We start from the raw sequence: 19,125 nt of genomic DNA on the forward strand, positions 1-19,125 counted from the left end.
ATATGCTGCATCCAGCGTTAATCGAGAATATGTTGACAGCCGCATTGGCAACAGGCGGGGATTTTGCAGAAGTATTTGTGGAGGACAAAACAGCCAACAGCTTGGGCATGATTGGGGGCATTGTGGAAAGCGCCCTATCAGGCCGTGATTATGGTGTAGGCATTCGAATTATTAACGGTTTATTCGCCGTATATGCTTATACGAACGATTGCAGCGAGGACAATCTGATTAAAGTCGCCACATCCGCGGCGCAAGCGATTCGTGGACAGGTGAAGGATATAACGATTGATTTGCGAAGAACGACGATTCCGAATCGGCACGTCATTCAATTCAATCCTAGCGACTTCGCCAAAGCCCGCAAAATAGAGTGGATGAGACGTGCGCATTCTGCAGCGAAGGATTATAGTCCAGTCATTTCGCAAACATCCATCACATTAACAGACTCAGTGCAAAACGTATGCATCGCTAATTCTGAAGGCTTGCTTGTCGAAGATTGCCGTACCTATACACGTATGGGATTCAATGCAATCGCGGAAGCTGGTGCAACGAAGCAATCCGGCTATCTGGGACCTGGCGCATACGCCGGCATGGAGTTTATCGAGACAATGGACATTGAGCGTTATGCTCGGGAAGCGGCCCGTATCGCGACGACGATGGTTAATGCCAAGTACGCGCCAAGCGGCAAGCTGCCGGTCATTATCGACAACGGCTTCGGCGGTGTCATTTTCCATGAGGCGTGTGGACATGGATTGGAAGCGACATCCGTGGCGAAGAAGGCTTCCGTGTTTGCAGATAAGCTGGGTGAGCAGGTGGCGTCGCCGCTCGTGACAGCGATTGATGATGGAACGATACCGAATGCTTGGGGGTCATTAAATATCGATGACGAGGGAGCTCCCACGCAGCGCAATGTGCTGATTGAGAACGGGATTTTGAAGAGCTACTTGATCGATAAATTGGGCGGCCTCAAAATGGGAATGGCATCCACGGGTTCCGGACGGCGCCAGTCCTATCAATTTGCGCCTACCTCTCGAATGAACAATACGTTTATTGCTGCGGGGGACTCCACAACCGAGGAGATTATCGCCAATACCGAATACGGGCTGTATGCGAAGCACATGGGCGGCGGATCTGTAAATACAGCGACCGGCGAATTCAACTTTGCCGTCAATGAAGGGTATATCGTTCGCAACGGGAAGATAGAAGAGCCAGTTAAAGGGGCGACGTTGATTGGAAAAGGAATGGAGACCCTGCAAAAAATCGATATGGTAGGCGATAATTTGGATCACGGACAAGGCATGTGCGGATCATTGAGCGGCAGCATTCCGGTGAATTGCGGTCAACCGATGATACGGGTGTCCGAAATGACCGTTGGCGGCAGAAAGGGGGAGTAGGACATGGACGTTACACAATTTCAACAGCATTTATTTGCAAAAGGAATCGAGTCCGGCTGTTCCAATATGGAAATCTATTATGAGCAAGTCCGTTCTACTACGGTACGGGTGTCAAAAGGGGAAATTGACGCATATACGATTAAAGAGAGCGGCGGTCTATCGTTTCGCGGCGAATTCGCGAGCAAGATGGGCTATGCTTATTCCGAACAGATCGATGAGAGAGTGATTGATTATTTAATAGAAGAAGCGCGCAACAATGCGGAAGTGATGGAGAGTGAAGAGAACGACGAATTGTTCGCAGGCTCCGCAAGCTATCCCGAATTAACCACGTACTCGGAACGTCTGACTCACGTTGCTCCGCAAGCGTTGATAGATGCCGCTCTTGAGATGGAGTCGGTCGCCGTGGAAGCGGATTCGCGCATTGCTATGGTGCGCAGCTCGTCTGTAACGATCTCCGAGAGCGAGGTCCTGATCGCCAATACGCGGGGGCTGGATTGCCGGGCCAAGTACAGCTCAGCAGTCGGCAGCATCTCTGTCGTAGCCAGAGACGCAGCCGACACGACGACGGGCGAGTGGTACGATTTTTCACTGCAAGACTTTGATGAAATCAATTTTGCGGATATCGCACGCAAGTCGGCACACGAAGCTGTGTCGAAGCTGAATGCCGATACGATTGCATCGGATAATTATCCGGTTATTTTCCGCAATGATGCAGCGAGTACGCTTTTGAACGCCTACACCACTATTTTTTCTGCGGAAGCGGTAGATAAGGATTTTTCTCGTTTAAAAGGAAAGCTAGGCGAGCAGGTAGCCGGCAGCAATATTACGATCGTGGACGATCCGCTCATGCCGCACGTTCCTGCCCAATGTGCCTTTGATGCGGAAGGACACGCGACGCGGCGCAATGAAATTATAAAAGAGGGCAAGCTGCTTACCTTTTTGCATAACGGGAAGACTGCGAAAAAGTCCGGAATCGATTCAACAGGACACGCTTCTAAAGGCGGCTACCGCGGCAAAATCGGGATTGCACCACATAACTTATATGTAGAGCCTGGCACAGTCACCTTGGAGGAAATGATTGCAGACACCGGACGAGGATTAATGATTGTGCAGCTTCAGGGACTTCATGCGGGCACCAATGCGGTCTCGGGTGAGTTTTCGTTGTCTTGCATCGGCTTCTTGATTGAAGCCGGGAAAGTGAAGCGGCCGGTCAATCAGGTTACCGTTTCCGGCAATTTATTTAATGTGTTAAATGAAATCGAAGAAGTCGGCAACGATTTGCGCTTCACAGGCAAGTGCAATTCACCATCGCTCAAAATAAAGTCGTTAACGATTTCTGGAGCGTAACAAGCTCTGAAGGAAACATTAAAAATTGTATTTGCTCAGATCCAGCAGTTCTTAGTAACTTGCTGGGTCTTTTTTTTGTTTGAAATCACAGAAATCATAGATATCTAGATAATAAAATGTCTATTATGTGAAAATAATGTGTCAAAATTGTTAATCTATATGGTATAATAAGGAACAAAGGTTCACATGTATCAATTTGTAAATGAAACAGATTGGGGCGGATATGAAAATGAAGTATCGAATTAAATATCCTACGCGAACAAAAATGATTATGGCGGTATCCGTATTATTTAGTGTTGCGATGCTTCAGGTGGCCATGATGGCCGAGCGGACATTTCCTGTTCTGTTTTTCATGCAGCTGGCTGTAATGGCGATACTGGTTGTTTCGCTCGTGATTGAAGCATTCGTGAGATTAGGCAAGCGTACGTTGGAAATACGAGATGGGTCCGAAACATTAAACATTAACGGGTATCAATTGGATGCCAATCAAATTCAAATGATTAAAGTAAAGGGATATCAACACGCCGCCATCGGCTTGCAGCTCAAAGGAAAGAAAGCGGTTTCAGCAAAATGCTGTTTTAAGTTCGTGGACGCTAAGCACACTCAAGAACTACTCAAATGGGCCGAACGCAACAAAATTCAGGTCACAAATACTTATTTCATGACTTGGGTGTAACGAACAGCGAATGAGTATGCGTGTTCATTGCAAGCTTGCTCGGAATCATTGTGGAAGGCATCGCGGTCTGGAAGACGTGATGCCTATTTTTTGTTTTCTCCAATGAATCCCAATCCGTCCCATCGGTATGAGTTTGAATAATGCAGGTTCCCTCTTCCGTGTGCTCCTTCTCAATACTAGCTGGTGTGGTCCTCGCCCAATGACTCAGATTGAGCAAGGAAAGGTTCGTAGAAGTGCTCTTTTGTTCACTCTCCCACTAACTCAGATTGGCAAGGGAAGGTTCGTTGAAATGTTCTTTTGCTCACTCTCCCAATAATTCAGGTTGCGTAATGAAAGGCCCGGTACTGAATGAAATGATAGGATAGATGCAGATGTGAAGCGTCCTACTTGAAACCTCACTATTTGTTTGTTATAATTTGTATATAAAGAACAAACGTTCTCTTTTTGAGGAGGTGGGAATATGACGGGGCAGCTGTCATTTGAGAGTTTGGAGGAATTATTTGCGTATTTTCATTCTGAGGATAGGTGCGTAGAGGAGATATTTCAGAGAAAGTGGCCTCATGGTTTCGTCTGTCCTCGCTGCAACCATGGGGAGGCGTATACGATACGTTCGCGCAGGCTGCCGCTATATGAATGTCGCTCCTGTCGTCATCAATGCTCTCTTATTGCCGGAACTGTGATGGAAGGAAGCCATACGGCTCTCTGGAAGTGGTTGGCTGCCATCTGGCTTATTTCAAGAACCGAAGAGGGGATTAATGCGGTGAAGCTAAGTAGGATCATCCAAGTGACGTACAAGACGGCTTGGGCGATGCTGCATAAGCTTAGAGCGGTCATGGGCGCTGCAGATGCCGAGTGTCCGTTTGATCATGACGTTCGTGCCGCTTTGACATACTATGGGCCGGATCACACTCCTTTATTTGAGCTGCACCCTAAGGAGCATCCTTATCTCATTGCTGCCTCCGTACACGCGGATAACAGCCCCACCTATGTGAAAATGAAGCAAGTATTGCGCAATCATTTGTCGTCCGACAAGAGCCTGTTGACTGCCGGGCGGACGGCCTTTGTTTCACAGCACGTATCTTCGATTACAAGCAAGATCGACATCATGAAGCACCATTTCCGTTTTCGCCGACCAGATGTGCTCCGCTATATCGCCGATCACGTTCAAGCCTGGATAAATAAGACGTTTCACGGCTTGGGCGGAACTTATTTGCAAGCTTATTTGAACGAGTATTGCTACCGCCGCAATCTCGAATCGCAACAGGTATCCATTTGGGAGCGGTTAACTGAACAATGCCTGTCAATGAACACCTTTACAGCATTAGCATGGAGACGCTGCAGAAGAACATGTAGAAAGATAATGCCCCTTGCTGCCTGAGACCGTAGCTTCTTTTCTCTAAACTATCGTTTACGTGGAGGCTGGTTATATTTGAACATGAAGCCACTCTATCACACGGGTACTGTCTGCATTTTTATGGGGGCGTTTACATATTGCAGATAGGAGCAATTCGAAAGAAGACGAGCTATGGCCAAGTGCATGGTGAACAGAGTCAAGTTGACCGGTGTTGCATCGGATGATGCATCGTTGGATCCATACGAAATTCGAGATCATCTTTATTCAGATGGTCTGCTTTTGCAAATGCATAAGCTATGGGAAGCGTGCTGTGTAGTTCAGCAGATACTCGGTGATGACCAGATAGAGCTAGGGAACAAGGTGTGCAAAAAGAACGGTGTTACGGGTGGAGGGCCGATTCTGTAAACGTAAAGTAGGGGCTGAGTCCTCCAAATAAGAGCAATTGGACTCTGCCAAATGGTCGTTCGATAGGGTTCGCAATTTTCTGAATAATGGGGTTAGTGGGCAAAAGGGCTTTTTGACGAACCCTTCTTACATAAAGGTTGTTCAAAGAGCCCCTTTTGAGCACGCAGCTCCCCAAGATGTCATTCGACATCGAATCTTGCTGACACTCTCGCGAACGGAACATTTCGTTCATGACGAAGAGTCAATGTATGGCGAACTGACAGATGGCCCCGGAACGCATTGCATTCCGGGTTATTGCTGTTCCAGCCTGCTCAGCATGAGCCGATAGCTGCCGTTGCCGTGATGCAGGCTTCGCTTGACTCGCGAAATGATGGCCGTGCTCGCGCCGGTTTCCGCTTCAATTTCCATATAGGTGCTTCCATTCAACAGCATTTTGGCGACTTCAAGCCGTTGGGACAACGTCTGCAGTTCTTTCGGAGTCGCCAAGTCCTCAAAGAAACCGTAACACTCATCCATATCTCGTAACTTCATAATAACCCCTAGCAATTGCTCGATCGTCGGATCGCCTGATCGTTTGGCATGCATAACTATCAACTCCAAAAATTAGAAATGAATACCGCGAATGAGTGTGCATCTATCTTTTTTGACATCGTCGGCCAATCTCCTGCTATTTTGTTCAAAAAATATTCACATTTAAGAGGTTGTCATTGCAGTAAAGCAACATTGTATTTATGCATGCCTGCGATAGTGTTCTTATGCGTGTATGTACAAATGCGTTTATACACGCATGCGATTGAGCAGGTTCGCGTTCGAGCACGCTTTTGCTAGTTATTGGTATTCGTCATATACTTTCAATAGTAAGAAGCCAATGATGCCAAGTAGGAGGATGTTCCATGAAAAAACAAGCGATAACCGAACAAACGGCGCAAGAAGTTTTCCCGATTCAGGACATTGATTACATTGAATTTTATGTAGGAAATGCAAAACAAGCGATGCACTTCTTTGTCAAAGCATATGGATTTCGTCCCGTTGCCTATTCCGGGTTGGAAACAGGAAATCGGGAGCAGGTGTCGTATGTGCTGGAGCAAAACAAAATCCGTTTCGTCTTATCCGGCGCACTCTCCGACAGCCATCCGATTGCCGAATTCACCAAATTGCACGGTGACGGCGTCAAAGATGTCGCATTGCGGGTAAATAATGTTGAAAAGGCTTACAAAGATGCGGTGTCGCGCGGAGGAATCGGCATTATGGAACCGGCCGAATATTCGGACGAACACGGCATGGTGAAAAAAGCAGTTATCGGCACTTATGGCGATACGATTCATACCTTAATAGAACGGGACAATTATAGCGGTTTGTTCCTGCCTGGTTATCAGACGGTGGAAGATGTCATTCCTTTCCAACCATCGGGACTCATTGGCATCGATCATGTTGTGGGTAACGTCGAGGAAATGGAAGAATGGGTGACTTACTACGAAAACGTCATGGGCTTCAAACAAATGATTCATTTTGATGATGAAGACATTAGTACGGAATACTCTGCTCTGATGTCCAAAGTGATGCACAACGGAGGAAGAATTAAATTCCCGATCAACGAGCCGGCAACGGCCAAACGAAAGTCGCAAATTCAAGAATATTTGGAGTACTTTAATGGGCCGGGCGTCCAGCACCTTGCCTTGCTCACCAATGATATCGTAACGACGGTAAAGGAATTGCGCGAGAACGGAGTAGAATTTCTCAGCACACCGGATTCCTATTATGAAATGTTGTCAGAGCGGGTAGGACGCATTGATGAAGACATCGAAAAACTGAAAGAATTGAAAATATTAGTTGATCGCGATGATGAAGGATATTTGCTCCAAATCTTCACGAAGCCGCTTGTTGATAGACCAACCTTATTTTTCGAGATTATTCAACGCAAGGGAGCCGTCGGTTTTGGCGAAGGCAATTTCAAAGCGCTGTTCGAGTCGATCGAACGGGAACAGGAGCGCCGCGGCAACTTGTAGCACGGCTGCGGGAAGGAGTAATTCCGAATGCAAATCGCACCGCACGAACTGCACTGGAAAGATGCTTACAAATTGTTAATCGGCTCCATCCTGCCGCGTCCGATTGCCTTCGTCTCTACAATAGACGGGGAGGGCACGGCTAATCTTGCCCCGTTCAGCTTTTTTACGGCCATTTGCGCGGAGCCGATGTTGGTCTGCTTCGCGCCGATGCGCAGAGGGACGGACGGCAGCAAGAAAGACACGCTTGCGAACATCGAAGCGACCGGTGAATTTGTCGTGAACATCGTCGGGGAACGCATCGTTGAGCCGATGAATGAGACTGCCGCCGAATACAGCCCCGACGTCGATGAATTTGAAGCGGCGGGGCTGACGAAGGTTCCTAGTGAGATCGTTCGTCCTTACCGGGTGAAGGAGAGCGACGTCCACATGGAATGCGTGCTCCACGATATCATCACCTTCGGCGAACAGCCGGGCGCGGGCAGTCTGGTCATCGGCCAAGTAGCGTTCATGCATATTAACGACGAGCTGTACGCCGACGGGAAGATCAACGCCGAGAAGCTGCTTCCCATTGGGCGCATGGCGGGCCACGTGTACACCCGGGCCGTGTCCGACACGTTCGTGCTGGAAAGAAAAAAGTAGACCTTGAGCGGGGGACGGAAGAGCCTATGAAGTTTGTGACCTTTGACAACGGCTCAGGGGAACCGCGTTCCGGCTGGCTGAAGGATCATGTCATTATTGATATGCACGCCATAAGCGGAGGCCGGCTTCCTAGAGATTTGCTGGATTTTGTGCGCCAGCAGGAGCATATGGCTGACGTTGTTCGGATTGATCAAGATCTTGGTCATGATGTAGAGGAATTGTCCGCCCATGAAGCCGTTTATGCGTTGAAAGACGTTATATTGTGCGCGCCTATTCCGAAGCCGCCGAGTGTGCGCGACTTTTACGCGTTCGAAGCGCATGTGAGAACGGCAAGACAAAGACGGGGGCTGGATGTCGTTCCAGAGTGGTACCGGTTCCCGGTTTTTTATTTCACCAATCATCAGGCCATCATCGGTCCGGGTGAGCAGGTGAGACGGCCTCTTGCATGCACCTCGTTGGATTATGAATTGGAAGTTGCCTGCGTAATTGGAAAAGAAGGCAAAAACATCTCAACTAGCGAAGCGGAATCCTATATTTTTGGCTATTGCATCATGAATGACTGGAGCGCGCGCGATATTCAAAGGGAAGAAGTGAAGGTGGGACTCGGTCCGGCAAAAGGCAAAGATTTCGCCACGTCGCTCGGCCCGTACCTCGTCACCGTAGACGAGTTGGAACAGCACCGAGCGGGTGAGCGGTACGATCTGACAATGACGGCCCGCGTCAATGGCGTGGAGCTGTCACGCGGCAACTTCCGCGACATCCATTATACCTTCGGGGACATGATAGCAAGGGCGTCGGCGGATGCAACGCTGTACCCTGGTGATGTCATCGGGTCGGGGACAGTCGGAACGGGGTGCATTCTGGAACTTGGGACGGAAGTGCATCGCTGGCTTGAACCCGGTGATGTCGTCGAACTTGAAGTGACGGGACTTGGCGTGCTGCGCAACGTCATCGGAGAATCGTCGGTGTGCGGTTTGTCAGATCGGAGTTGAATGGAAGAGAGGAGGGCGTGTTCGATGGCCTATTATCGTCAGATGGGAGAAATCCCAAAGAAAAGGCATACGATGTTCCGCAAGGAAGACGGCACCTTGTATCGCGAGCAAGTAATGGGTACGAAAGGATTCTCGGGCATCCAATCGATATTGTATCATCATCATCCGCCTACGGCTGTTAGCAAAGCGGAAGTACATGCGAAATTCAACATCGAATTCGAGGAACAAGGAGCACTGCGTCACCGGCATCTGCTGACTGGGGGATGCAAGGAAACGGGCGATGCCGTTGATGGAAGACGCTATATGCTGGGCAACGAAGACGTGCTCATCGCCGTTGCGAATGCGAACCAATCCATGGATTATTACTACCGCAATGGGGACGGGGACGAGCTCTTGTTCGTGCATGAAGGAACAGGGATCGTCGAAACCATGTTCGGAACGCTGCATTACCGTCCAGGGGATTATATTAACATCCCGATAGGAACTATTTACAGGATCATTCCAGATGCAGGAGAATCCAAGCTGCTGGTAGTGGAAACGAACAGTTGGATTACAACCCCCAAGCGCTACCGCAATTCGCATGGACAGCTGCTCGAACACAGTCCTTTCTGCGAACGGGATTTTCGCGGACCCGAGAAGCTCGAAACCCATGTGGAATGCGGAGAGTTCGAGGTAAGAACGAAATCTAGAGGCTTTATTCATGCACATACCTTCAACCATCATCCTTTCGATGTCGTAGGTTGGGACGGTTATTTATATCCATGGATTTTTAATATCGGGGATTTCGAGCCAATTACGGGGCGCATTCATATGCCGCCGCCAATCCATCAGACATTCGAAGGCAACAACTTTGTCATTTGCTCCTTCGTTCCCCGCTTATACGACTACCATCCGGAGGGGATTCCCGCTCCTTATTTTCACAGCAACGTAGACAGCGACGAAGTGCTGTATTATGTCAAAGGCAACTTCATGAGCCGGAAGGGAGTAACGGAGGGATCCATCACTTTGCATCCATCGGGAATTCCCCATGGCCCGCATCCTGGCAAGGTTGAAGATAGCATCGGTAAAAAGGAAACGTTGGAGCTAGCGGTGATGATCGACACCTTCCGCCCGCTTCGTGTCGTGAAACAGGCGCTGCAGTATGAGGATCCCCAATATATGTACAGCTGGTGCGCAGTATCGCCGGAAACAACGCCTACCGTGTAAGCTGATGAAAGGGGCGCATGCAATGAACAAGGGGAAAGTGGTACATTCCGCCGCAGAGGCGATTCAAGACATCCGGGACGGCGCTACCTTGATTGTGGGGGGATTCGGCTTATGCGGAATCCCTGAACAAGCGATATTGACCTTGCGGGACAAGGGAGTGAAGGATTTAACCATCGTCAGCAACAACTGCGGAGTGGATGACTGGGGGCTCGGTCTCCTGCTAGCCAATAACCAAATCAAGAAGATGATCTCCTCCTATGTGGGGGAGAACAAAATCTTTGAACGGCAATTTCTTAGCGGCGAGCTCGAGGTAGAGCTCGTTCCGCAAGGCACGCTGGCCGAGCGGATAAGGGCAGGCGGAGCTGGCATTCCGGCCTTCTATACGGCAACGGGAGTCGGCACATCGGTTGCGGAAGGCAAGGAGCATAAACAATTCAATGGCCGCACATACATTATGGAAGAAGCGATTGTCGGCGATTTTGCGTTTGTAAAAGCGTGGAAGGCAGATACGCTCGGTAATCTAATCTATCGGAATACGGCCCGGAACTTTAACCCTTTGGCTGCGGCCGCAGCCAAAGTTACGATTGCCGAAGCGGAGGAGATAGTCGAGACAGGACAATTGGATCCGAATCACATCCATACGCCTGGCATTTACGTGCAACGGCTGCTGCTCGGAACCGGCTATGAAAAGCGGATCGAACGGCGCACCGTTCTTCGAACCGCCTCACAGGGAACGGAGGGAGTGAGATGAGCGACGCTCGTCTGGTCATCGTCAAGCGTGCCGTGCTGGAAATCGCGGACGGCATGAACGTGAATCTGGGAATCGGCATGCCGACGCTCGTCGCAGGTGAAATTCCGCCGGAGTTCAGCGTCATGCTTCATTCCGAGAACGGCTTGCTCGGAATCGGTCCTTATCCGTTGGAAGGAAGCGAAGATCCGGATCTGATCAATGCGGGCAAAGAAACGGTAACCGCCGTGCAAGGCGCTTCCTACTTCGACAGTGCCGAATCGTTCGCCATGATCCGGGGAGGTCATATCGATGTCGCTATCTTAGGTGGAATGGAAGTATCGGAACAAGGCGATCTCGCGAACTGGATGATACCCGGGAAAATGATTAAAGGCATGGGCGGAGCCATGGATCTGGTGAGCGGCGCCAAGAGAATCGTAGTCATTATGGAGCATGTGAACAAGCACGGCGAACCCAAGATTAAACGTCAGTGCAGTCTGCCGTTAACGGGCAGGCGGGTCGTTAACCGATTAATCACCGATTTGGCCGTATTTGATTTCACGGAGGAAGGCATGGTATTGATTGAAACCCAGCAAGGAGCCAGCGTAGAAGTAATTCGGCAAAAGACCGAAGCTTCATTTACGGTCAGCCCCGATCTGAGGACGGCAAATACGTTGTGACGGTACTATTGTATAGGAGGATGTTCTCATGCATGTTTCGGTCAAAATTCCGACCCGGAAAGAGATTGAGCATCTGGGCGTTTACGTTCCAGGCAAACCGATTGAAGAGGTAAAAAGGGAGTTCGGCCTTACCGACATCGCCAAGCTTGCGTCGAACGAAAATCCATACGGCTGCTCGGATCTGGCGAAACGAGCCGTCATTCGTGAAATGGATAAATCGGCCTTGTACCCGGAAGGAACAGCCCCCGAATTAGCGGCGAAATTATCCGTTCACCTCGGGATCGAGCGGGAGCGCATTATTGTTGGCAACGGCTCTGACGAGATTATCCGATTGCTGACGCGGAGCTACATTTCAGCAGGCGATGAAGCGATTATGGGCAATGTCACCTTTTCGCGCTATGAGACCAACGTGCGCATCGAAGGAGGCGTACCGATAACTGTGCCGCTGATCGACGGCGTGCACGATCTTGCCGGAATGCTGCAGGCCGTCGGTACGAACACCAAAATGATATTCGTGTGCAATCCGAACAATCCCACGGGAACGATTGTCGGGCGCAGCGAGCTGCTTTCTTTTATCAAAGAGGTACCAAGCCACATTTTACTCGTTATCGACGAAGCCTATTGCGAATATGTGTCAGACCCCGCGTTTTTGCAAACCATTCCGCTGCTCGCGAGTCATCCGAACCTGGTCATTCTGCGCACGTTTTCTAAAATATACGGTCTAGCCGCGCTGCGCATAGGTTACGGCTTGATGCATCCGTCCGTTGTTCAAGAACTTATTAAAGTAAAAGAGCCGTTTAATTCGAACCGCTTGGCTCAGGCTGCCGCCATCGCATCACTGGACGACGCTCCATTTGCGGCGGACTGCGCGCGACGCAACGAAGAGGCTAGAAACGGTTTGCAGCACGAACTGGAACAAATGGGGCTGTCCTGTTTTCCTTCGCACGCCAATTTTTTGATGGTGAAGCTAGGAAAATCCGGGGATGATGTGTTTCAAGCTTTACTCGCGCAAGGCGTCATCGTGCGTTCAGGCAGTCTGCTCGGATATCCAGATACCATCCGTGTGTCGGTCGGAACGGACCAAGAGAACCACGCCTTTATTACAGCGCTCCAACGGGTCATCAACGATGGGGATGAACCACGGTGAACCGGGGATAAACGGGGATAGCAAGGATTAGCCCAAGCCCAGGAAAAGTGATTTACGCTAAAAAAGCGGGGGAGGTGATGGTCTGACTGACGTCGTTATTGCGAGCGCCGTGCGAACGCCGATTGGCTCGTTTATGGGAGGATTGAGTCAAGTGCCGGCCGTTGATCTGGGCGCATTGGTCATCAAAGAAACGCTGGAGCGAGCGGGAATCCCCCTTGATGCAGTACAAGAGGTCGTAATGGGGAATGTGCTGCAGTCCGGTCTCGGTCAAGGACCCGCCCGTCAGGCTGCAGTCCGATCAGGCCTATCCTATGAGGTGCCGGCGGTTACGGTTAATAAAATATGCGGTTCAGGCCTGAAAGCGGTCATCATGGCCGCGCAAGCCGTCAAGGCGGGGGACGCCGAACTGATCGTAGCAGGCGGGATGGAAAATATGTCGCTGGCTCCTTACTTATTGCAGCAAGGCAGATCCGGCTACCGCCTAGGAGATGGGACGATTGCGGATAGCATCATGAAAGACGGGCTTACATGCGCCATTTACGACATTCATATGGGGATGACAGCGGAAAACATAGCAGAGAAATATCAAATCACAAGAGAACAGCAAGATGCGTTTGCGTTAACAAGTCAGCAGCGTGCCCAACAGGCATGGAAACAGCAGCGATTTGCCGATGAGATTGTAAATGTGGCGTTGCGGGACAAGAAGGGCCATGTAACCATGATGGAATCGGATGAACACCCTCGACCGGATGTAACGGCGGATGCGTTGGCACGATTGAAGCCTGCGTTCAAGCGAGACGGCACCGTAACGGCCGGGAACGCTTCCGGCATCAATGACGGGGCGGCAGCGGTTGTGGTCTGCTCATCGCGCAAGGCGAAGGAGCTCGGGCTCACCATACTTGCACGCATCCGCTCTTACGCATCCACAGGCATTGATCCGTCGATTATGGGCATGGGGCCGGTCTCTGCTGCGCAGGCGGCTTTACAGAAGGCGGGAATGTCCATACAAGATATTGATCTGGCGGAATTAAACGAAGCCTTCGCCGCACAGTCGATTGCGGTAATGCGCGAACTAGGACTCGATCAGGCTATCGTAAACGTAAACGGTGGCGCCGTTGCGTTAGGACACCCGATTGGAGCAAGTGGAGCGCGCATTCTGGTTACGCTGCTGCATGAAATGAAGAGAAGGCAGGCGGCAGCGGGTCTCGCTGCCCTATGCGTAGGCGGTGGTCACGGAGTCGCTGTCATCGTTGAACAAATATAATGCAACAGATGTCAACTTTATGGCGCTGCAGAACGCGCTTGACGGACAATCTGCTCCTGAATGGATTGCCCACATCTATCTGGGCCTTCGACAGGAAGGTCTATTTATTTTCACTCAGATATGGAAGGCATTGCGGTCTGGAAGCCGCAGTGTCTTCTTTGTTTGTCATACTGGCGTAACAAAGCCGGCTTATGATAAACGCGAGGTGAGAAGATGAATCACAACATCAGCGTTAAACGCACGAAACGCACGCTTATTGGATTGTTGGCAAGCTTGCTGCTTACTGCAGGCACACTATTCTATAGCTATGACATGGAGCCTAAAACCTTAACGGTGACCAGACATCATATAACAAGCCCTACTATTCCTCATGGCTTTGACGGAAAGACAATCCTTCAATTTTCAGATGTTCACTTAGGAAAAAACTATACGCATAACCAGCTCCGTACATTAGTGAATCGAATCAATCAGGAGCAGCCGGATATCGTGGTGTTTACAGGTGACTTGATAGACAACTTCAATCAATACGGCTCTCAAAGAAAAGGCGCCCAGCCAATATTAGCTCAGATTCAAGCCCCATTGGGCAAGTATGCGGTGTTCGGCAATCATGACCGTGGAGGCGGGGGAAGCAGGCTGTACAAGCAGTATATGGAGGGGGCCGGATTTACGGTTCTCGTGAACGAAGCAAGAAAAATTACGGCTGATGACGGGGAGAGCATTACAATCAGCGGTCTGGATGACTTTTTATTGGGCAATCCTGATATTCCCCAAGCCCTTCAACCGCTGCAAATGGAGGATTTTAACCTCCTTCTGGTGCATGAACCGGATATTGCGGACCTTATTATGAGCTATCCAGTTGATCTCCAGCTCTCCGGCCATAGCCACGGCGGACAAGTCCAAATTCCGTGGTTCGGCACGATCTATACGCCGCCGTTGGCCAAAAAATATGTGGAAGGGTGGTATGCTGTAGACGATGCGAACACGCAAAATAAACCGCTACGGCTCTATGTCAACCGCGGTATCGGCACAACGGAATTGCCCTTCCGCTTTCTGAGCGCGCCGGAACTGACGGTAATCCAACTCCAGCACAGGAAGTCTTTAATTGACTCCTCCAATCCCAATTCGTTGCCGGCCATTCCGTCCTATTAATCGAGCATGATCCCTATGTATTGTCCTATTGCGATTATTTGATTGAATTAGGACCGGCCGGAGGTAATCAAGGCGGTGAGATTGTCGCTAGCGGTACGCCAGAGGAACTAAGAAAGGATGCTTGATCGGCGATTGGCTCGTTTTTAGCTGAAGATAAGAACTCATAAAATAAGAATAGGCTGTCAAACTACTCTGCAAATTTTCCATATGTCCATTCTCCCATACCGTCAGGAAGGATGACGACGGGGATGATATCCCTGCCAATTCGTATATACCAGGCCATACAGCGGTCCCTCATAATGACTGATAACGAGAGTCGCCCTTGGGCGCGTCGCCTCCTGAAGGATGGGGAGAATGAAGCAAAGGGGTGGATGAAGCGAATCACCGTCAGTCTGAACGCACTTGCACGAACGGAGCATTTCGTTGATGATGAAGAGTTAATGTATTGCTTGTTGAGAGATGGTACGCCTTAAGGCGTGTCCGTCCCGGCCAGCTGCTCGACCTCGAACAGCAGCGGGGACGGATGTGGATGAGTGCTGAACTTCTAATCGCGGCCTGCTTCAACCAGCTTCTGCGCTACCATCGTCGGATTGGTATGGAAGGGAGTCATATGGTCGCCTTTTGCGGTAATCAAGCGGAACAGACCGAGGCAGCTCGACATGTGCGGATGCCACCCATACTGCTCGCCTTGCGGCACCGCCGTGTCTTCTGTGAGGTAGAAGTAGCTTTTAGGGATGTCGAGACGGTAGAACTTTGTTAAATCAAGTTTCTCGAACAACGGACCAGCTGGCTCGGGCGTAACCGTATTATAAACCTTTTGCGCCAGATCAAGGCTGGCCGTATTCATGAACGTTTCACGCCAGATTGGAAAGGGCAGCATAATCGTGTTGTCTTTCGATTTTTTCGCAAGATCAGCCCATAAAGCTTTGCCTTGCGACGGAATCTCGTCCGCAGCGCTATTTCCGTCTGCAACGACAAACGCATCCATAAACACGAGACGCCTAATGCGGCTAGGAATCCGTTCCGCCACTTTGGAAATGACCGTGCCCCCAAAGCTATGGCCTACAAGGACAATATTGTTCAAATTTCTTTCTGTTATAAAGTTTACGACGGCATCAACGTAATTGGTATGGGTCACTGCTTTGTTCGGATCTTTGCCGTGTCCCGGCAGGTTGGGGGTGTACACTTTGTTGCCTGTATTGCGCAGTCTCTCGGCCGTCATGTTCCAATAGCTGGAGTCGCCCCACGCGCCGTGGACAAGGACAAAGGTAAGCGGCCTTTCTATTCTCACGGCTAGTTCTAGGGATTCTGCATATACGGGCTCGGTTGGGGACGTAACGGCCATGCTCCTCATCGCCAAGTGCGAGCAAGGATGCAGAACGGTTACGGGATAAGGGGAGTAAGTATATGGCCGAAAGTAAGGAGGTTGATACGGGTAATGATACATGTTTCATTCACCTTCTCATCATTTTTGTGCATCTGCCTATACCATATGCCGAAGACGGGAATATTGCGCCGATCTGACGCTGTTGACAGCATTAATGGCTATGATTATAATGGTCGTAGCAACTATGGTCACATCTATTAAAGTGAGGTCTAATCATTTGACAACTATGGTTGCGATAAGTATAGGAGGTGACAAAAACAATAAACTCTAAAAAGATTGGGATTTTCGACGTTCAGTACAGGGCATTGACCATCGGTATTATTTTGACCCTTACTACCGTAGCATTTGAAGGATTGGCCATTACGACGATAGCGCCTAAACTGGCACAAAGTTTACATGGTATCCATTTATATGGATGGATATTTAGTGCCTTTCTGTTATCTCAAATCATAGGCACCATGGTCATGGGACAACAGATTGATAAGCACGGTGTTTTCAAATCGATCATCTCATCTTTTATTATCTTTGTTATAGGTATCATTATTGCGGCTGTTTCATTTCATATGTACATGCTTATTGCAGGAAGAGCCTTCCAAGGTTTTGGTGCAGGCGCCCTCATAACTTGTGTATACTACAGCGTTACATTAAGCTATCCTGACTCTCTCAGAACTAAAATTCTAGCTGCATTTTCAATCGCATTTGTTCTACCTGCATTAATTGGCCCCTATGTGGCAGGACTTATAGCTGCTTATGTGTCATGGAGATTCGTCTTCTGGATTGTTCTTCCTTTGATTGTCCTAGCGTTAAGCTTAACGCTTCCTTCCTTTCGCAACATACCAACTAAAAACACATCAGCTAAAAAAGGCAGTTATAAAGAAATATACGCCATATTACTAGCCATTGGAACGGGCTTGCTGCTATCCGGATTAGGATTTATATCCGATTGGAAAGGAATTGCGCTTTCTGTTGTTGGAGTTATCATCATGATTCAGCCTTTGCGAAAGCTGCTTCCAGCAGGCACCTTTTTAGTTAAAAGGGGTTTGCCGGCAACCATTGTTTCTAGAGGGTTATATGTTGCATGCTACTTTGCTACCGAAAGTTTCGTTGTCTTGGCTCTAACCGAAGTTAAAGGTTTATCGGAAGAACTTGCAGGTTTGATTGTAGCTGCAGGAGCATTAAGTTGGTCAGCCGCAGCGTGGCTGCAATCCCAGCTCGACGAACGAGATCATGGTCAAGGAAGAAAAAAACGGGTGATTTTCGGTATAGGGATTATGATCGTTGGGGTAACACTCGTGATAACAGCCATCGGATTTCCAGGCGGCGGGATTGCAATCGCATTGATTTCACAAATCATTACAGGATTTGGTGTAGGATTAGCCAATCCAACTACGGGAGCGATTGCACTGCAGCATGCTCAGGCAGGGAAGGAAGGAGAGGTATCCGCAACGATTCAATTCATTGATTCGTTTAGTATTGGATTGAGCATTGGATTAAGCGGCGCTCTCATAGCCCTAAGCGAGACATTTCAATGGGGGATATTCACCGGAGTAATGATGGCTTTATCTCTCCAGTTATGTTTCGTGCTTTTAAGCTTGGTGACTTCTTTCCGCATTACAACTCAGATTCACGAAGTGTCTCATCCGCTTTGCGATGTGAAAGGTTCCGATGTAACGGCTTCATCGTAGTTGATGTTTAATTTATCGGAGGTAGAAAATTTTATTGTAAAGCCATATATTCCGCAACTCGAAGTGCTGCAGCGGGCATTGCCGTGGATAAAAACAAGTTGACGCCTGATGCTTTGAGATCTGCACTATTAGAGGTAATGTTATCTCATATCGTCAAGCGACGCGGTGAGCATATTCAGAAAATGATTGGCCGTTATGGATAAAGAAATATCTCGGCGCGTCGCGACCGCGATCGAACGCTCCGGGATCGGGTCTGTCAATCGAAGTTCATATAACTTTTCTTCCTTCAATTCTTGCTTAATGAAGGAGCGCGTCACGAAAGCAGTTCCATAACCGCGATGAGCCAATTCTATTAACATATCCATGCTGCTGAGCTCAATGTCCACTTCGGCAGTGACTCCAAGTGAGAAGAGCCATTCTTCGACGTAGCGTCTGGTGCTGCTTCCCTTAGAGAGCAAAAGCAGCGGTATTTTTATTAATTCCCGGGCAGTAACCGGATGTTCCAGCAGATGTCGATAGGAATGGCCTACAACGAAACAATCTTGAATGGTTGCGAGATGCTTCACATCGAGCTCATGGTCAGACATTGGGAGATGGACAAATCCCAAATCAATTTGACCGTTTTTTAGCTGTTCTCGAATCTCAGCGCTTCTGCCTTGCGAAAGACGAATCCGGACTCCTGCATATTGAGCATGAAACTTATCAAGGGGCGGTACTAAAAGGTGCTTGATGATGGGGCCGCTTGCGCCGATTCGAAGTTCTCCCGCGGAAAGGCGCTTGAGGGAATGCACTTTATCTTCTCCGGCTTGCAGCAACGAGAATGATTGTTCCACATATCCCAGCAATGCCGCACCTTCGGGTGTCAGCTTCACCCCTTTGGAGAGGCGATCGAACAATTTCACTCCCAAGGAGGCTTCCAATTGCTTAATTGCATAGCTAACCGAAGGTTGAGTAATATGAAGCTCTTGCGCTGCCTTTGTTAAATTCCCCGCTCTGGCCGTGTATAGGAATATGCGATACCATTCCATATGCATATGATATTAATCCTCTCTATGACAAGACTAGTATAT

The 19,125-nt window shown here is 49.3% G+C and carries 20 protein-coding genes; 17 read left to right on the top strand and 3 right to left on the bottom strand.

Annotation, left to right across the window (positions count from 1 at the left end):
• Positions 1-2 precede the first annotated feature (2 nt).
• The 5 genes from LQV63_RS23200 (at position 3) to LQV63_RS23225 (ending at position 5,173) form a co-directional block, all read left to right on the top strand.
• Positions 3-1,391, top strand: a complete 1,389-nt coding sequence (locus LQV63_RS23200) for a TldD/PmbA family protein (protein WP_019421074.1) — start codon at positions 3-5, stop codon at positions 1,389-1,391.
• 3 nt (positions 1,392-1,394) lie between these two features.
• Positions 1,395-2,738, top strand: coding sequence for a TldD/PmbA family protein (locus LQV63_RS23205; protein ID WP_233698478.1), 1,344 nt, complete (start codon positions 1,395-1,397; stop codon positions 2,736-2,738).
• Between the two features lie 229 nt (positions 2,739-2,967).
• Positions 2,968-3,414, top strand: coding sequence for a 6-phosphogluconate dehydrogenase (locus LQV63_RS23210; RefSeq protein ID WP_233698479.1), 447 nt, complete (start codon positions 2,968-2,970; stop codon positions 3,412-3,414).
• Positions 3,415-3,874: 460 nt separating this feature from the next.
• Positions 3,875-4,792 (top strand): IS1595 family transposase, encoded by a 918-nt coding sequence (locus tag LQV63_RS23220; RefSeq protein ID WP_267934166.1) that lies wholly within the window; start codon positions 3,875-3,877, stop codon positions 4,790-4,792.
• Positions 4,793-4,939: 147 nt separating this feature from the next.
• Positions 4,940-5,173, top strand: a complete 234-nt coding sequence (locus LQV63_RS23225; RefSeq protein ID WP_233698480.1) for a hypothetical protein — start codon at positions 4,940-4,942, stop codon at positions 5,171-5,173.
• 291 nt (positions 5,174-5,464) lie between these two features.
• On the opposite strand, the gene LQV63_RS23230 is transcribed toward LQV63_RS23225, so the two are convergent.
• On the bottom strand, positions 5,465-5,758 hold the full coding sequence (locus tag LQV63_RS23230; protein ID WP_233698481.1) for a YerC/YecD family TrpR-related protein: 294 nt from the start codon (positions 5,756-5,758) through the stop codon (positions 5,465-5,467).
• Positions 5,759-6,066: 308 nt separating this feature from the next.
• Here LQV63_RS23230 and hppD point away from each other — a divergent pair, with 308 nt between their 5' ends.
• The 11 genes from hppD to LQV63_RS23285 all read left to right on the top strand — a co-directional run bounded on the left by hppD (position 6,067) and on the right by LQV63_RS23285 (position 15,456).
• Complete coding sequence (hppD, locus tag LQV63_RS23235) at positions 6,067-7,179, top strand: 4-hydroxyphenylpyruvate dioxygenase (protein WP_019421079.1); 1,113 nt, start codon at positions 6,067-6,069, stop codon at positions 7,177-7,179.
• Positions 7,180-7,206: 27 nt separating this feature from the next.
• Positions 7,207-7,818 (top strand): flavin reductase family protein, encoded by a 612-nt coding sequence (locus LQV63_RS23240; RefSeq protein ID WP_019421080.1) that lies wholly within the window; start codon positions 7,207-7,209, stop codon positions 7,816-7,818.
• Between the two features lie 26 nt (positions 7,819-7,844).
• Positions 7,845-8,810 (top strand): fumarylacetoacetate hydrolase family protein, encoded by a 966-nt coding sequence (locus LQV63_RS23245; protein ID WP_233698482.1) that lies wholly within the window; start codon positions 7,845-7,847, stop codon positions 8,808-8,810.
• A 24-nt stretch (positions 8,811-8,834) separates the two neighbouring features.
• A complete protein-coding gene (locus tag LQV63_RS23250; RefSeq protein WP_233698483.1) occupies positions 8,835-10,016 on the top strand; it encodes a homogentisate 1,2-dioxygenase in 1,182 nt (393 codons plus the stop codon).
• Positions 10,017-10,038: 22 nt separating this feature from the next.
• Positions 10,039-10,767, top strand: a complete 729-nt coding sequence (locus LQV63_RS23255; protein WP_019421083.1) for a CoA transferase subunit A — start codon at positions 10,039-10,041, stop codon at positions 10,765-10,767.
• Positions 10,764-11,423, top strand: a complete 660-nt coding sequence (locus tag LQV63_RS23260) for a 3-oxoacid CoA-transferase subunit B (protein WP_019421084.1) — start codon at positions 10,764-10,766, stop codon at positions 11,421-11,423. The genes LQV63_RS23255 and LQV63_RS23260 overlap by 4 nt, the downstream gene beginning before the upstream one ends.
• Positions 11,424-11,451: 28 nt before the next feature.
• The gene (hisC, locus tag LQV63_RS23265) at positions 11,452-12,570 is read left to right on the top strand and encodes a histidinol-phosphate transaminase (protein WP_233698484.1); all 1,119 of its coding nucleotides are present in this window, start codon (positions 11,452-11,454) and stop codon (positions 12,568-12,570) included.
• An 82-nt stretch (positions 12,571-12,652) separates the two neighbouring features.
• Positions 12,653-13,834: an acetyl-CoA C-acetyltransferase gene (locus tag LQV63_RS23270; RefSeq protein ID WP_026011027.1), complete on the top strand. Its 1,182-nt coding sequence runs from the start codon at positions 12,653-12,655 to the stop codon at positions 13,832-13,834.
• Positions 13,821-14,051 carry a hypothetical protein gene (locus LQV63_RS23275; protein ID WP_233698485.1) on the top strand — a complete coding sequence of 77 codons (231 nt, stop codon included), beginning with the start codon at positions 13,821-13,823 and terminating at the stop codon, positions 14,049-14,051. Before LQV63_RS23270 ends, LQV63_RS23275 begins: the two co-directional genes overlap by 14 nt.
• Positions 14,048-14,983 (top strand): metallophosphoesterase, encoded by a 936-nt coding sequence (locus LQV63_RS23280; protein WP_233698486.1) that lies wholly within the window; start codon positions 14,048-14,050, stop codon positions 14,981-14,983. Before LQV63_RS23275 ends, LQV63_RS23280 begins: the two co-directional genes overlap by 4 nt.
• A 299-nt stretch (positions 14,984-15,282) precedes the next feature.
• Positions 15,283-15,456 carry a hypothetical protein gene (locus tag LQV63_RS23285; RefSeq protein ID WP_233698487.1) on the top strand — a complete coding sequence of 58 codons (174 nt, stop codon included), beginning with the start codon at positions 15,283-15,285 and terminating at the stop codon, positions 15,454-15,456.
• A 71-nt stretch (positions 15,457-15,527) separates the two neighbouring features.
• Here LQV63_RS23285 and LQV63_RS23290 read toward each other — a convergent pair whose 3' ends face one another.
• A complete protein-coding gene (locus LQV63_RS23290) occupies positions 15,528-16,328 on the bottom strand; it encodes an alpha/beta hydrolase (RefSeq protein WP_233698519.1) in 801 nt (266 codons plus the stop codon).
• A 290-nt stretch (positions 16,329-16,618) separates the two neighbouring features.
• Between LQV63_RS23290 and LQV63_RS23295 the strand changes: the two genes are divergently transcribed.
• Positions 16,619-18,055 carry an MFS transporter gene (locus LQV63_RS23295; RefSeq protein WP_233698488.1) on the top strand — a complete coding sequence of 479 codons (1,437 nt, stop codon included), beginning with the start codon at positions 16,619-16,621 and terminating at the stop codon, positions 18,053-18,055.
• Positions 18,056-18,195: 140 nt separating this feature from the next.
• On the opposite strand, the gene LQV63_RS23300 is transcribed toward LQV63_RS23295, so the two are convergent.
• The gene (locus LQV63_RS23300; RefSeq protein ID WP_233698489.1) at positions 18,196-19,089 is read right to left on the bottom strand and encodes a LysR family transcriptional regulator; all 894 of its coding nucleotides are present in this window, start codon (positions 19,087-19,089) and stop codon (positions 18,196-18,198) included.
• Positions 19,090-19,125 lie beyond the last annotated feature (36 nt).

Origin of the sequence: Paenibacillus profundus (assembly GCF_021369635.1) — a bacterium.
Taxonomy (GTDB): Bacteria; Bacillota; Bacilli; order Paenibacillales; family Paenibacillaceae; genus Paenibacillus_B; species Paenibacillus_B profundus.

What these genes read in the sequence shown, in the direction of transcription:
- LQV63_RS23200 (WP_019421074.1), top strand. Translation starts at nt 3, where the DNA reads ATGCTGCATCCAGCGTTAATCGAGAATATGTTGACAGCCGCATTGGCA.
- LQV63_RS23205 (WP_233698478.1), top strand. Translation starts at nt 1,395, where the DNA reads ATGGACGTTACACAATTTCAACAGCATTTATTTGCAAAAGGAATCGAG.
- LQV63_RS23210 (WP_233698479.1), top strand. Translation starts at nt 2,968, where the DNA reads ATGAAGTATCGAATTAAATATCCTACGCGAACAAAAATGATTATGGCG.
- LQV63_RS23220 (WP_267934166.1), top strand. Translation starts at nt 3,875, where the DNA reads ATGACGGGGCAGCTGTCATTTGAGAGTTTGGAGGAATTATTTGCGTAT.
- LQV63_RS23225 (WP_233698480.1), top strand. Translation starts at nt 4,940, where the DNA reads ATGGCCAAGTGCATGGTGAACAGAGTCAAGTTGACCGGTGTTGCATCG.
- LQV63_RS23230 (WP_233698481.1), bottom strand. Translation starts at nt 5,758, where the DNA reads ATGCATGCCAAACGATCAGGCGATCCGACGATCGAGCAATTGCTAGGG.
- hppD (WP_019421079.1), top strand. Translation starts at nt 6,067, where the DNA reads ATGAAAAAACAAGCGATAACCGAACAAACGGCGCAAGAAGTTTTCCCG.
- LQV63_RS23240 (WP_019421080.1), top strand. Translation starts at nt 7,207, where the DNA reads ATGCAAATCGCACCGCACGAACTGCACTGGAAAGATGCTTACAAATTG.
- LQV63_RS23245 (WP_233698482.1), top strand. Translation starts at nt 7,845, where the DNA reads ATGAAGTTTGTGACCTTTGACAACGGCTCAGGGGAACCGCGTTCCGGC.
- LQV63_RS23250 (WP_233698483.1), top strand. Translation starts at nt 8,835, where the DNA reads ATGGCCTATTATCGTCAGATGGGAGAAATCCCAAAGAAAAGGCATACG.
- LQV63_RS23255 (WP_019421083.1), top strand. Translation starts at nt 10,039, where the DNA reads ATGAACAAGGGGAAAGTGGTACATTCCGCCGCAGAGGCGATTCAAGAC.
- LQV63_RS23260 (WP_019421084.1), top strand. Translation starts at nt 10,764, where the DNA reads ATGAGCGACGCTCGTCTGGTCATCGTCAAGCGTGCCGTGCTGGAAATC.
- hisC (WP_233698484.1), top strand. Translation starts at nt 11,452, where the DNA reads ATGCATGTTTCGGTCAAAATTCCGACCCGGAAAGAGATTGAGCATCTG.
- LQV63_RS23280 (WP_233698486.1), top strand. Translation starts at nt 14,048, where the DNA reads ATGAATCACAACATCAGCGTTAAACGCACGAAACGCACGCTTATTGGA.
- LQV63_RS23285 (WP_233698487.1), top strand. Translation starts at nt 15,283, where the DNA reads ATGACTGATAACGAGAGTCGCCCTTGGGCGCGTCGCCTCCTGAAGGAT.
- LQV63_RS23290 (WP_233698519.1), bottom strand. Translation starts at nt 16,328, where the DNA reads ATGGCCGTTACGTCCCCAACCGAGCCCGTATATGCAGAATCCCTAGAA.
- LQV63_RS23300 (WP_233698489.1), bottom strand. Translation starts at nt 19,089, where the DNA reads ATGCATATGGAATGGTATCGCATATTCCTATACACGGCCAGAGCGGGG.